Genomic DNA, 12,873 nt, shown 5'->3' on the forward strand with positions numbered 1-12,873 from the left:
GATGTCCTTAAGTCGTGTTTCGGTCACCGCGGTGCGCAATCTGCACCCGGTGACCTTCTCCCCCTCCCCCCGCATCAACATTCTTTACGGCGCCAACGGCAGCGGCAAAACCAGTGTTCTGGAAGCCATTCATCTGCTGGGGCTTGCCCGTTCGTTTCGTAGCACCCGTCTGTTACCGGTCATCCAGTACGAGCAACTCGCCTGCACCGTGTTCGGTCAGGTCGAATTGGCCGAGGGAGGCCATAGCGCATTGGGCATCTCGCGTGACCGTCAGGGCGAGTTCCAGATCCGTATCGATGGCCAGAATGCCCGCAGCGCCGCGCAACTGGCGGAGATCCTTCCACTGCAGTTGATCAACCCCGACAGCTTTCGCTTGCTGGAAGGTGCGCCGAAGATTCGCCGGCAGTTTCTCGACTGGGGCGTGTTCCACGTCGAGCCGCGCTTCATGGCCACCTGGCAGCGTTTGCAGAAGGCCTTGCGCCAGAGAAACTCCTGGCTGCGGCATGGTACACTTGACGCCGTTTCGCAAGCGGTTTGGGACAGAGAACTGTGCCAGGCCAGCGCTGAAATAGATGAATACCGCCGCGCTTACATCAAAGCCTTGAAACCAGTCTTTGAACAAACCTTGAGCGAACTGGTTGAGCTCGAAGGTTTGACGCTCAGCTATTACCGAGGCTGGGACAAAGACCGGGAATTGAGCGCCGTACTTGCCGGGTCCCTGCAACGGGATCAGCAAATGGGCCATACCCAGGCTGGGCCACAACGGGCTGATTTGCGTCTTAGATTGGGCGCACACAACGCCGCGGACATCTTGTCCCGGGGTCAGCAGAAGTTGGTGGTCTGTGCCCTGCGAATTGCCCAGGGGCATCTGGTCAGCCAGGCCCGTCGCGGTCAGTGTATTTATCTGGTGGATGACTTGCCGTCCGAGCTGGACGAGGGCCACCGTCGCGCGCTGTGCCGCTTGCTGGAAGACTTACGCTGCCAGGTTTTTATCACCTGTGTAGATCACGAATTATTGAGGGAAGGCTGGCAGACGGAAACGCCAGTCGCTCTGTTCCACGTGGAACAGGGCCGTATCACCCAGACCCACGACCATCGGGAGTGAAGGCATTGAGCGAAGAAAATACGTACGACTCAACGAGCATTAAAGTGCTGAAAGGCCTGGATGCCGTACGCAAACGTCCCGGTATGTACATTGGTGACACCGACGATGGCAGCGGTCTGCACCACATGGTGTTCGAAGTGGTCGACAACTCGATCGACGAAGCCCTCGCCGGTCACTGCGACGACATCAGCATCATCATCCACCCGGATGAGTCCATCACCGTTAAAGATAACGGCCGTGGCATCCCGGTAGACGTACACAAAGAGGAAGGCGTTTCCGCCGCCGAGGTCATCATGACCGTCCTCCACGCTGGCGGTAAGTTCGACGACAACTCCTACAAAGTATCCGGCGGCCTGCACGGTGTAGGCGTTTCGGTAGTGAACGCGCTGTCCGAAGAGCTGGTGTTGACCGTTCGCCGCAGCGGCAAGATCTGGGAACAGACCTACGTCCACGGCGTACCTCAGGCGCCGATGGCCATCGTTGGCGACAGCGAAACCACCGGCACCCAGATCCACTTCAAGGCTTCCAGCGAAACCTTCAAGAACATCCACTTCAGCTGGGACATCCTGGCCAAGCGCATTCGTGAACTGTCCTTCCTCAACTCCGGTGTGGGTATCGTCCTCAAGGATGAGCGCAGCGGCAAGGAAGAGCTGTTCAAATACGAAGGTGGTCTGCGCGCGTTCGTTGAATACCTGAACACCAACAAGACTCCGGTCAACCAGGTGTTCCACTTCAACATCCAGCGTGAAGACGGCATCGGCGTGGAAATCGCCCTGCAGTGGAACGACAGCTTCAACGAGAACCTGTTGTGCTTCACCAACAACATTCCGCAGCGCGACGGCGGTACTCACCTGGTGGGTTTCCGTTCGGCACTGACGCGTAACCTGAACACCTATATCGAAGCCGAAGGCCTGGCGAAGAAGCATAAAGTCGCCACCACCGGTGACGATGCCCGTGAAGGCCTGACCGCGATTATCTCGGTGAAAGTACCGGATCCGAAGTTCAGCTCGCAGACCAAAGACAAGCTGGTCTCTTCCGAAGTGAAGACTGCGGTCGAGCAGGAGATGGGCAAGTATTTCTCCGACTTCCTCCTGGAAAATCCGAACGAAGCCAAGCTGGTCGTCGGCAAGATGATCGACGCCGCCCGTGCCCGTGAAGCTGCGCGTAAAGCCCGTGAGATGACTCGACGCAAAGGCGCGCTGGACATCGCCGGCCTGCCAGGCAAGCTCGCTGACTGCCAGGAAAAAGACCCGGCGCTGTCCGAACTGTACCTCGTGGAAGGTGACTCCGCGGGCGGCTCTGCCAAGCAGGGACGTAACCGCAAGACCCAGGCGATCCTGCCGTTGAAGGGCAAGATCCTCAACGTCGAGAAAGCCCGTTTCGACAAGATGATCTCTTCCCAGGAAGTGGGCACCCTGATCACCGCATTGGGCTGCGGTATCGGTCGCGACGAGTACAACATCGACAAGCTGCGTTATCACAACATCATCATCATGACCGATGCTGACGTCGACGGTTCGCACATCCGTACCCTGCTGCTGACCTTCTTCTTCCGTCAGTTGCCTGAGCTGATCGAGCGTGGCTATATCTACATCGCCCAGCCGCCGCTGTACAAGGTCAAGAAAGGCAAGCAAGAGCAATACATCAAAGACGACGACGCCATGGAAGAGTACATGACGCAGTCGGCCCTGGAAGATGCGAGCCTGCACCTGAACGAAGAAGCCCCGGGCATTTCCGGTGAAGCGCTGGAACGTCTGGTGAATGACTTCCGCATGGTGATGAAGACCCTCAAGCGTCTGTCGCGCCTGTACCCCCAGGAACTGACCGAGCACTTCATCTACCTGCCGGCCGTCAGCCTGGAAACGCTTGGCGATCATGCAGCGATGCAAGATTGGCTGGCTCAGTACGAGGTCCGTCTGCGCACCAACGAGAAGTCCGGTCTGGTCTACAAGGCCAGCCTGCGTGAAGATCGTGAACGTGGCGTGTGGCTGCCAGAGGTCGAGCTGATCTCCCACGGCCTGTCGAACTACGTCACCTTCAACCGCGACTTCTTCGGCAGCAACGACTACAAAACTGTCGTCACCCTGGGCGCTCAATTGAGCACCCTGCTCGACGAAGGCGCGTACATCCAGCGTGGCGAGCGCAAAAAAGCGGTCACCGAGTTCAAGGAAGCTTTGGACTGGCTGATGGCTGAAAGCACCAAGCGTCACACCATCCAGCGATACAAAGGTCTGGGCGAAATGAACCCGGATCAGCTGTGGGAAACCACCATGGACCCAAGCGTGCGCCGCATGCTGAAAGTCACCATCGAAGACGCCATTGGCGCAGACCAGATCTTCAACACCCTGATGGGTGATGCGGTCGAACCTCGCCGTGAATTCATCGAAAGCAATGCGCTGGCGGTTTCGAACCTGGATTTCTGATCCGCTACACCTGTGACGGTTCGGCCACCCCAAAGGGTTGGCCGGCCAAGCCAGAAGAAGGCCCGCGCAAGCGGGCTTTTTTTGCGTACGATGCAGCCTCGATTCCAGCCTCTGATTTTGGCGCATGACGAATGGACGTGTATCGATGAAGGATCTGCTTAAACGCTTGCCGGTTAGTCTCTTTCCCTTGCTGATGGGCGTTCTGGCATTTTTTATCGTCGTGGGGCCAAGGGCGCTGAACCCTGAAAACATTGCATGGCTGGGTCAGAGCGATCCGGCGACGCATTACCTGGGGTGGGCGTTTTTCAGGCATTCACCCTGGTCGATTCCGCTGGGGCTCAATCCCTCTTACGGATTGGAGCTGAGCAGCGCGATCATCTTCTCGGATTCCAATCCGCTGTTTGCCTTTATCTTCAAACCGTTCGCTTCGCTGCTTCCCGAGCCTTTCCAGTACTTCGGACTTTGGTTGCTGACGTGTTTTGTGCTGCAGAGCTGGTTTGCCTGGAAACTGATGGGGCTGGCCACAAGCAATGTGACAGTGCGCCTGCTGGGCGCGGCATTGTTTCTCTTCAACCCGGCGATGATTGCGCGCATGGGCGTACATCTATCCCTTTCCGGACATTTCCTGATCCTCGCCGCACTGTACCTGACGCTACGCCGTGGCAATGACAAGCGCGCTCTGGCCTGGGGATCCCTGCTGGCCGCGTCGGCCCTGGTGCACGCCTATCTGCTGGTCATGATTGCGCTGATCTGGATCGCCGATCTTCTGTACCGAACCATCAAAATCCAACTGACTCCGCGCAAGGCAGTTGCCGAGTTGTTCGGCCTCTTGTTGTTGACGGGATTGTGCTGCTGGCAGGCGGGCTACTTCACGATCAATGGAGCTGGTCTGGCCTCCATCGGGTTTGGATTGTTCCGTGCGAATGCGTTGACCTTCTTCAACCCTGCCGGGTGGTCATATGTCTTGAGGGATTTCCCCGGAGTGCCCGGCGATGGAGATGGCATGGCCTTCCCTGGGCTGGGGGTGGTGTTGCTCCTCGTTTGTGCATTGCCGCTCACGTTGGGCGGCAAGAACAACGGGGTTATGGCCGCCATACGCAAGCGCTGGATATTGCTGCTCGCGCTGGTCGGGCTGATGGTTTTTGCGCTTTCCAACAAGGTCGGGATCGCGTCGTACGAATTCGACTATTGGTTGCCGGACACCTTCATTGCAATCGCGAGTATCTTCCGCGCATCGGGCCGGATGATCTGGCCGGTCATGTACGCGGTGATTTTCGCGGTGGTTTTTTGGTGGCCCGAAGTGCCCGGCCGCAGGCGGCGATCATGCTGTTGGCGCTGGCGGTGGTCGTTCAAGTGGCGGACACCCGTGCAGGCTGGGCAAACACGCGCAGCCAACTGATGGCTTCGCCGGGCAAGGAATGGAAAACCCCGTTGGTCGATCCTTTCTGGCGCAGCGCGGCATCGCATTATCAGAACGTGCGATGGGTGAGTCCGCAAAACTTTTCCACGCATTGGATGACGCTGGCCGATTACGCAGGCAAGTATCATCTGGCAACAGATGCCGTTTACCTGGGACGGGTAAGTGCGGCGGCGCAGGAGGCTGCGCAGCGCGCGGCAGACAGGACTGTCGAATCCGGAAAGTATGATGCCGACACCCTGTATGTACTGGATCAACGCTCGGCGCTTCAAGCAACGGTCAACCTGGACCGCAATGCCGATGTCCTGGCCAGAGTCGACGACTTTTATGTCTTGGCACCGGGGTGGAAGCGCTGTGCTGACTGTCCCGCCATCAATGCAGTGCAACCTCAAGAGCTGATTCCGACTTTCCGGCCGGGTGAAAAAATTCAGTTCACCGATAGCAGTTCCGGGGCCGCCGGTCTGGGCACAGGCTGGTGGGTTTCTGATGCCTGGGGTACCGGGTCAGTGGGTTCAGATGCGGAAATCATCCTCAGGCCGGCCGGTAATGTGACCTCGCTGTCGCTCGAAGCCAATGCCTTTCTGGCGGAGTCACACCCGCGCCAGGCTGTGGATATCCGCGTCAATGATGTTGCGGTGTTCTCCGCCAGTCTGACCCAAGCCACTGCGAACAAAATAAATGTCTTGCTGCCGCCGCAGGTGCAGCAGCTCGTTGCGCAGCAAGGTGTCTTGCGCATCCAGTTACATTTTCCATTGGCGATCAGCCCACACGAACTGGGGATGAGTGTGGATGAACGAAAACTGGCAATCGGGTTGCTCGGGTTGACGTTTCATTGATCAGTAAAGAGAGATCGCAGCGCCTGCATTGATCTTGTGCAGGAGCTGCCGAAGGCTGCGATCTTTTGATCTTTATTCCTGTGCAGTCGCCACACTCTCCAACCGATACCCATACCCATAAATCGTCAACAGCTGCCAACCCCGATCCGCCGTCAGCCCCAGCTTGTTCCGCAGCCGATAAATATGCGTATCCAGCGGCCGCGACGAAGCCATCTCCTCATGCGGCCAGAACCGCTCGTACAGATAATCCCGCGACAATGGCCGGCCGAGATTGCTGAACAGGCACCGCGCCAGTCGATACTCGCGCTCGGTCATGACAATCGGCTTTCCCTCGCGAGTGACGGTCAGTTCAGCGTCATCAAAGGTCAGATCATTGAAGCTCAGCACTTCCGTCGCTGCCGCACGTTGCTGGCTGTGTCGACGCAATACCGCCGCCACCCGCGCCTTCAGCTCATTCGGTCGAAACGGTTTACTGACGTAATCATCAGCCCCCGCATTCAACGCCTGAACGATATCGCTTTCGCCATCGCGACTGGTCAGCATGATCGCCGCCGGTGGCGCTTCCATGTGCTCGCGGGTCCAGCGCAGCAGGGCCAAGCCGCTGAGGTCGGGCAATTGCCAGTCGAGGATCAGCAGGTCAAAGGTTTCCCGGCGCAGTTGCCTCAGCAGGTCTTCACCGCGCTCGAAGCTGTGCAGCGACCAGGGTTGTCCGCCGGCATCGGCCATCTGTTGCAGGGTCTGCTCGACCCGGCGCAGTTCGGCGGGTTCGTCGTCCAGTATTGCAACGCGCATACGCGGTGGTTCCTTGTTGCTTGGGCAGTTGGCGGTCAACCATAGTCGCTCGGCCATTGCGATGAAAGTAAGCGGCCCGCCGTTGGTCGACGTCCGCTATGATTCTTCGGGTCATGACTCAGACCCGCGGCCCATGAAAGCATTCACCTGCCCTGCCCTTTTTCCCCATGAATAACACGCGTCGGCGTGAAAGCCGTGAGCCCAGCCAGGTACAGCGCCTGTTTCGCCAGTTGGTGCGCGAGTGGTTGTGGATAAGTCTAGTGCTGTTGCCGCTGACTGCGCTGCTGTCTTATCGCGCGCAGATCAACTTGCTCGATGTGGCTCCCGGTATTGGGGCGTTATTGTCGGTCGGTCTGGTGGCGTGTGTGCTGGGCCTATTGCTCTGGCGTCCGCGATGGGCGCTTTGGGTGACGCTGATCGGCATGGCTTGCGTGCTGTTGACCAGTGCGGGTCTGGCGGAGACGCGCCGCTGGTGGTCACCGACGCCGGCAGTACTGGGCATGTTGTTCGGCTATCTGATCTGGAATTGGCGACGCCTCAGCGTGGTACTGACCTACTTCGGCTGGGAGCTGACACGTTTGGACAGCGAGCCAAAAGTCTTTCCCGAACGCCGCCGCACGCAGTTTACTGGCGCTGATCGTTTGCAGGGTCAGATCATGGCCCTTGAGCAAGCCATGAGCCGCACCCGTGACACCCGGCGGTTTATCGCTGATGGTTTGGAATACTTGCCCGTCGCCACGCTGATCAGCGATCCCAAGGGGCGGATTCTGCTCGGCAATCGCAAGGCGCGGGATCTGTTCGACAGCGCGCTGGTGGGGTACGACGTTCTCGATCAACTGGCGGTGCTGGGTTATCCGGAATTATCCACAGAGCCGCGCCCGCTGCTATCAACCCTGCCGTTGCTGGAGTTTCGTGACCACAAGGAACGCAATCTGCGTCTTGAACGTGCTGCGTTGCTGCCGGTGGACGGTGACACACCAATCGGCTGGCTGCTGAGCCTTACCGACCTCAGCGCCGAACGCGCCGCCGAGGAACAACGCGGTGTGTTGCTGCGCTTTCTGTCGCACGATCTTCGCGCACCGCATTCGGCGATCCTCGCGCTGCTTGATGTACATCGTCATCAGGCCGGTGCGGATGCGCCATTGTTCGAGCAGATTGAACGGCAAGTGCGCCGAGCACTGGACCTCACCGATGGATTCGTCTTGCTGGCAAGGGCTGAGTCCGAGGCTTATCACTTTCAGCCCAGTCTGTTTGCGATGCTGGTGCTGGACGTACTCGACCAGGCCCTGCCGATCGCCCTACAGAACCGCATCGAACTGCTCCATGACATGGATGAGCAATCTCAGGAACGACTGATAATGGCCGATCAGGGATTGCTGACCCGTGCGCTGTTCAATTTGCTGGAAAACGCCATCAAGTACAGCCCCGCAGATACCAGAATTCAGCTGCGCATCAGTTGCCATGAGGAATGGCTCCGCTGCGAGCTGATTGATCAAGGCAAAGGCATCGCCGCCGAAGAGCTACCCGATCTGTTCAGCCAGTACCGACGCTTTTCCTCCGCTCAAGGCATCGATGGCGTTGGGCTGGGCCTGTCGATGGTCAAAGCCGTGGTCGATCACCACGGCGGCCGGATCGAATGCCGCAGCGTGGTCGATCAAGGCACCACGTTCCTGCTTGAATTACCGCTGATCCCCGAGTGAACAGGCACAAAAAAACCGGCTATATCAGCCGGTTTTTTTACATCCGAAAAAAACTTATGCACCTTTTACGGTCTTTTATGAGCTTGAGAAATATATAAGTAAATCAACAACTTAATATCAACATTCAAGCTTTTTCAGGAAAACCGTACACAGCTTATCCACAAAATCTCAGACAGCGATTTAATCATTTGCAGCCGGTGCCTGCGGGGCGGGTGGCAGCGAACCCATTTCGCGCTGAGTCTTCTCGTTCCAGGCTTGCACCCGGTCGTTCAACTCAGCGATGGCGCGCGGGCCAGTGCCTTCGGCGTACATCGGTTCACCAATGACCACGGTGATCACACCAGACTTCTTGCCCCAACCGATTTTCGGCCAGAACTTGCCGGCATTGTGTGCAATCGGCAGCACGGGAAGCGCCGCATTCACCGCCAAAGCGCTACCACTGCGGGAAAACTTGCCGACGGTGCCGTAGGGTACGCGTGTACCTTCGGGGAAGATCAGTACCCAAACGTTGTCCTTGAGCAGCTCATCACCTTTCGCCGCCACCTGTTTGAGCGCCGCTTTCGGGTTGTCGCGATCAATCGCGATCGGCCGCAGCATGGCCATGGCCCAGCCGAAAAACGGCACGTAGAGCAGTTCGCGCTTGAGCACTTGGCTCAATGGCGAGAAATAAGCAGAGAGAAAGAACGTCTCCCAGGTGCTCTGGTGGTTCGATTGAATCACGCAGGGCCGGTCAGGCACGTTTTGCGCGCCTTTGATTTCGTAACGAATACCGAGGAACACCTTGGTCAACCACAAGGCGCAACGGCACCAGTACACGTTGATAAAACGATAGCGCGCCTTGAATGGCAAAAACGGCGCGATAAAAAAACTCAAGCTGCACCACAGCAGGGAGGTGGTGCCCAGCAGCAGGTAAAAGAGAAAAATTCTGATGGCCCGCAGTATCGACATAGTGACGTTTACCGTTACGGGGCAATGCCCGAGTGTTCAAGCGCACTCCCGATCAATCCCTGGTCAGGAATTTCAGAAGTACTCTAGTTGTGGATAAGTTCTGCGGCAATCGCCGCCAGATCGTCAAAAATCAGAGTGCCAACCGGCAGGGTTTTGCCCTGAGTCTTTGCGCCTTTCCCGGTCTTTACCAAAACTGGCTGTGAATCGACGGCTTTGGCGGCCTCCAGGTCACCAAGGCTGTCGCCGACGAACCAGACATTGGCCAGGTCGACGTTGTAATGCGCCGCAATGGTTTTCAACATGCCCGGTTTCGGCTTGCGGCAATCGCAGCCTTCGTCCGGCCCATGCGGGCAATACACGATCAGCCCGACGTCACCGCCCTGCTCCGCCACCAGCTCGCGCAGGCGCGCGTGCATGGCGTCGAGGGTGGCGAGGTCGTAGTAGCCGCGAGCAATGCCCGACTGGTTGGTGGCGATCGCCACCGTCCAGCCGGCCTTGCTCAACTGCGCAATCGCCTCGATCGAGCCGGGCAACGGAATCCACTCCGCGACTGACTTGATGTAAGCGTCGGAGTCGTAATTGATCACTCCGTCCCGATCGAGAATCAGCAGTTTCAACAGCAATCCCTCAACCCAGCAGCGAAATGTCTGCGACACCGAGGAACAAGCCCCGCAGACGCGCCAGTAGCGCGTAACGGTTGGCCCGTACATTGGCGTCGTCGGCATTGACCATCACCGCGTCGAAGAACGCGTCGACCGGCTCGCGCAATGCCGCCAGACGTGCCAGCGATTCGTTGTACTGGCGCGCCGCAGCCATCGGCTGTACAGCCTGATCCGCTTGCTGGATCGCCGAGTACAGCGAGAACTCGTTGGCGTTGTCGAAGTACTTGGCTTCGACCACGCTCGGTACCGAGCCTTCGACTTTGCTCAACAGGTTCGATACACGCTTGTTCACCGCCGCCAGCGCTGCCGCTTCCGGCAGTTTGCGGAAAGCTTGCACCGCTTGTACGCGTTGGTCGAAGTCCAGCGCCGAACCCGGCTTCAGGGCACGCACCGACAGGTAAGTGGCGACATCGACGCCTTCGTCTTCGTAACGCGCCCGCAGACGGTCGAAGATGAATTCCAGCACGGCTTCGTTGAGACCGGCAGCCTTGACCTTGGCACCGAACGCATTCACGGCGAACGCCACGGCGTCGTTCAGGTCCAGATCGAGTTTCTTCTCGATCAGGATTCGCAGCACGCCGAGTGCCGCACGGCGCAGAGCGTACGGGTCTTTGCTGCCGGTTGGCAGCATGCCGATACCGAAGATACCGACCAGGGTGTCGAGCTTGTCAGCGATCGCAACGGCTGCACCGGTCAGGGTCGCCGGCAGTTCAGCACCGGCACCGCGCGGCATGTATTGCTCGTTCAGCGCCAGCGCGACGTCTTCCGGCTCGCCGTCATTGAGGGCGTAGTAGTAACCGGCAACACCTTGCATCTCCGGGAACTCGCCGACCATTTCGGTGGCCAGGTCGCACTTCGACAGCAGGCCAGCGCGGGCAGCCCACGAGGCGTTGCCGCCGATGCGTGCGGCGATGTACGCAGCCAGTCGGGATACGCGCTCGGCCTTGTCGTAGACGCTGCCGAGTTTTTCCTGGAACACCACATTCTGCAGGCGATCATTGAAGGCTTCGAGCTTCTGCTTCTTGTCTTGCTTGAAGAAGAACTCGGCGTCGGTCAAGCGTGGGCGAACCACTTTCTCGTTACCGGCGATGATCTGCTGCGGGTCTTTGCTTTCGATGTTGGCCACAGTGATGAAACGTGGCAGCAACTTGCCATCGGCATCCAGCAGGCAGAAATACTTCTGGTTGTCCTGCATGGTGGTGATCAGCGCTTCTTGCGGCACATCGAGGAAGCGTTCCTCGAACGAGCACACCAGCGGCACCGGCCATTCAACCAGCGCGGTCACTTCGTCGAGCAGTGCCGGCGGCACGATTGCCGTGCCTTCCTGGCGGGTAGCCAGCTCTTCGGTGCGTTTGCTGATGATCTCGCGACGCTCGTTGGCGTCGGCCAGTACGTAAGCGGCACGCAGGTCAGCGAGGTAGCTCGACGGCGAACCGATGCGCACGCTTTCCGGGTGATGGAAGCGGTGACCACGGGAATCACGGCCAGCCTTCTGCGCGAGGATGGTGCAGTCGATGACCTGGTCACCGAGCAGCATCACCAGCCATTGGGTCGGACGCACGAACTCTTCCTTGCGCGCACCCCAACGCATACGTTTCGGGATTGGCAGGTCGTTCAGCGAATCTTCGACGATGGTCGGCAGCAGGCTTGCGGTCGGCTTGCCGGCGATGCTCTGGCTGTAGCGCAGTTTCGGGCCGCTCTGATCGATTTCGCTCAGATCAACGCCGCACTTCTTGGCGAAGCCCAGTGCTGCTTGCGTTGGATTGCCATCAGCGTCGAATGCCGCCTGACGTGGCGGGCCGTCAAGGTTGATGCTGCGATCAGGTTGCTGGGTGGCCAGCGCGGTGATCAGCACAGCCAGACGACGCGGCGCGGCGTAGACGGTTTTGGTCTCGTAGTTCAGGCCAGCGGCTTGCAGGCCCTTGTCGATACCGGCGAGGAACGCCTCAGCCAAGGTGTTCAGGGCTTTCGGTGGCAGTTCTTCGGTGCCCAGTTCAACCAGAAAATCTTGCGCACTCATTGTGCTGCCTCCAGCTTGGCCAGTACTTCGTCACGCAGGTCCGGGGTCGCCATCGGGAAGCCCAGCTTGGCGCGTGCCAGCAGGTAGGCTTGCGCAACGGAACGCGCCAGAGCGCGTACGCGCAGAATGTATTGCTGACGCGCGGTCACCGAGATTGCCCGGCGCGCATCCAGCAGGTTGAAGGTATGCGAGGCCTTCAAGACCATTTCGTAGCTCGGCAACGGCAGCGGCTGGTCGAGTTCGATCAGGCGCTTGGCTTCGCTTTCATAGAAATCGAACAGTTCGAACAGCTTATCGACGTTGGCGTGTTCGAAGTTGTAAGTGGACTGCTCCACTTCGTTCTGGTGGAACACGTCGCCGTAGGTGACTTTGCCCATCGGGCCGTCAGCCCAGACCAGGTCGTAGACCGAATCCACGCCTTGCAGGTACATGGCCAGACGCTCGAGACCGTAAGTGATCTCGCCGGTCACCGGGTAGCACTCGATGCCGCCCGCCTGCTGGAAGTAAGTGAACTGGGTCACTTCCATGCCGTTCAGCCAGACTTCCCAGCCCAGACCCCAGGCGCCGAGGGTCGGCGATTCCCAGTTGTCTTCGACGAAGCGAATGTCGTGGACCAACGGGTCCAGGCCGACATGCTTGAGGGAGCCCAGGTACAGTTCCTGGAAGTTGTCCGGGTTCGGCTTCAGGACCACCTGGAACTGGTAGTAGTGCTGCAGACGGTTCGGGTTTTCGCCGTAACGGCCGTCAGTCGGACGGCGGCTTGGCTGCACGTACGCGGCGTTCCAGGTTTCCGGGCCGATGGCGCGCAGGAAAGTCGCGGTGTGGAAAGTGCCGGCGCCTACTTCCATATCGTAGGGCTGAAGTACCACACAACCTTGCTCGGCCCAGTATTGCTGGAGCGCGAGGATCAAGTCTTGGAAGGTACGCACGGCTGGCGTAGGCTGGCTCACGAAATTCACCTGTTTCTTGG

10 protein-coding genes are annotated in these 12,873 nt (G+C 58.8%); 5 read left to right on the forward strand and 5 right to left on the reverse strand.

Features of this window, described 5'->3' with window-relative positions; translation table 11 throughout:
* The first annotated feature begins 1 nt into the window (after position 1).
* The 4 genes from recF to JFT91_RS29920 all read left to right on the forward strand — a co-directional run bounded on the left by recF (position 2) and on the right by JFT91_RS29920 (position 5,781).
* Entirely contained in the window at positions 2-1,105 is a 1,104-nt protein-coding gene (recF, locus tag JFT91_RS05910) for a DNA replication/repair protein RecF (protein ID WP_201229511.1), read from the forward strand.
* A 5-nt stretch (positions 1,106-1,110) separates the two neighbouring features.
* The gene (gene gyrB, locus JFT91_RS05915) at positions 1,111-3,528 is read left to right on the forward strand and encodes a DNA topoisomerase (ATP-hydrolyzing) subunit B (protein WP_201229512.1); all 2,418 of its coding nucleotides are present in this window, start codon (positions 1,111-1,113) and stop codon (positions 3,526-3,528) included.
* Between the two features lie 145 nt (positions 3,529-3,673).
* Positions 3,674-4,927, forward strand: a complete 1,254-nt coding sequence (locus tag JFT91_RS29915; protein WP_347340624.1) for a DUF6311 domain-containing protein — start codon at positions 3,674-3,676, stop codon at positions 4,925-4,927.
* A complete protein-coding gene (locus JFT91_RS29920; RefSeq protein WP_347340625.1) occupies positions 4,852-5,781 on the forward strand; it encodes a DUF6311 domain-containing protein in 930 nt (309 codons plus the stop codon). Before JFT91_RS29915 ends, JFT91_RS29920 begins: the two co-directional genes overlap by 76 nt.
* Before the next feature lie 72 nt (positions 5,782-5,853).
* Here JFT91_RS29920 and JFT91_RS05925 read toward each other — a convergent pair whose 3' ends face one another.
* Entirely contained in the window at positions 5,854-6,573 is a 720-nt protein-coding gene (locus JFT91_RS05925) for a response regulator transcription factor (RefSeq protein ID WP_201231808.1), read from the reverse strand.
* 167 nt (positions 6,574-6,740) lie between these two features.
* On the opposite strand from JFT91_RS05925, the gene JFT91_RS05930 reads away from it, so the two are divergent.
* Positions 6,741-8,273: a sensor histidine kinase gene (locus tag JFT91_RS05930; RefSeq protein ID WP_201231809.1), complete on the forward strand. Its 1,533-nt coding sequence runs from the start codon at positions 6,741-6,743 to the stop codon at positions 8,271-8,273.
* A 180-nt stretch (positions 8,274-8,453) separates the two neighbouring features.
* On the opposite strand, the gene JFT91_RS05935 is transcribed toward JFT91_RS05930, so the two are convergent.
* The 4 genes from JFT91_RS05935 to glyQ form a co-directional block, all read right to left on the reverse strand.
* The gene (locus JFT91_RS05935; protein WP_201231810.1) at positions 8,454-9,221 is read right to left on the reverse strand and encodes a lysophospholipid acyltransferase family protein; all 768 of its coding nucleotides are present in this window, start codon (positions 9,219-9,221) and stop codon (positions 8,454-8,456) included.
* An 83-nt stretch (positions 9,222-9,304) separates the two neighbouring features.
* Positions 9,305-9,844 (reverse strand): D-glycero-beta-D-manno-heptose 1,7-bisphosphate 7-phosphatase, encoded by a 540-nt coding sequence (gmhB, locus tag JFT91_RS05940; RefSeq protein ID WP_201147749.1) that lies wholly within the window; start codon positions 9,842-9,844, stop codon positions 9,305-9,307.
* 4 nt (positions 9,845-9,848) lie between these two features.
* Entirely contained in the window at positions 9,849-11,903 is a 2,055-nt protein-coding gene (gene glyS / locus JFT91_RS05945) for a glycine--tRNA ligase subunit beta (protein ID WP_201231811.1), read from the reverse strand.
* Positions 11,900-12,853, reverse strand: coding sequence for a glycine--tRNA ligase subunit alpha (glyQ, locus tag JFT91_RS05950; RefSeq protein ID WP_201147751.1), 954 nt, complete (start codon positions 12,851-12,853; stop codon positions 11,900-11,902). Before glyQ ends, glyS begins: the two co-directional genes overlap by 4 nt.
* Positions 12,854-12,873 lie beyond the last annotated feature (20 nt).

This window comes from Pseudomonas sp. TH08, assembly GCF_016651275.1.
In the GTDB taxonomy this organism is placed as follows: Bacteria; Pseudomonadota; Gammaproteobacteria; order Pseudomonadales; family Pseudomonadaceae; genus Aquipseudomonas.